A 653-nucleotide genomic window follows, 5' to 3' on the forward strand; every position below is an offset into this window, starting at 1 on the left:
AAATCAACAGGCCAGTTTAAAAGACCTAAAAAATAAAAGGGGTGTTTTTAGATGTTATTGAAAAAACAAACAGTTTGGTTATTAACGATGTTAAGTTTAGTTGTTGTATTATCTGTTTATTACATCACATCACCAGAGCAAAAGGGTAATGATCTTGCAGCTATCCAGCAAGATGCCAAGGAACAAAATAAAGGAAAAACAACAACAAAAACAACAACAAAAACAGAAGCAAAAGATGATAAAACAATTGTATCAACCGTTGCTGGCGATCAAGAGTTTGAAGAACTTCGAATGAAGTTAGATGACCTAAGAAGTCAACAGCAAGAGGATTTGACGACTGAGCTTGCATCAACTGATCTTCCAGCTGTCGAACGCAGCAAAGTAAAAGACCAAATGGATAAATTAAATCAAACTGCACAAAAAGAAGAAATACTTGAAACCTTAATTAAAACAATGGGTTATGAAGATGCATTGGTCAGAGCTGATGGTGAGGAAGTACGAGTTACCGTTAAATCTAAGAATAAGCCTTCCGCAACTGAAGCAAATAAAATCATCTTACAAGTGAAAAAAGAAATTGGTGAAACCAATTATGTAGCAGTAGAATTCCAGCCAACAAAATAAGTTACGAACAAAAAGGAAAGTCACTGACTTTC

General features: G+C 34.6%; 1 protein-coding gene. It reads left to right on the forward strand.

Going from position 1 to position 653, the window contains the following annotated elements:
- Window positions 1-51: 51 nt before the first annotated feature.
- Entirely contained in the window at window positions 52-621 is a 570-nt protein-coding gene (locus tag COJ96_RS25410; RefSeq protein WP_098576554.1) for a SpoIIIAH-like family protein, read from the forward strand.
- Window positions 622-653 lie beyond the last annotated feature (32 nt).

Source organism: Bacillus sp. AFS073361 (genome assembly GCF_002567005.1).
In the GTDB taxonomy this organism is placed as follows: Bacteria; Bacillota; Bacilli; order Bacillales; family Cytobacillaceae; genus Neobacillus.

What these genes read in the sequence shown, in the direction of transcription:
- COJ96_RS25410 (WP_098576554.1), top strand. Translation starts at nt 52, where the DNA reads ATGTTATTGAAAAAACAAACAGTTTGGTTATTAACGATGTTAAGTTTA.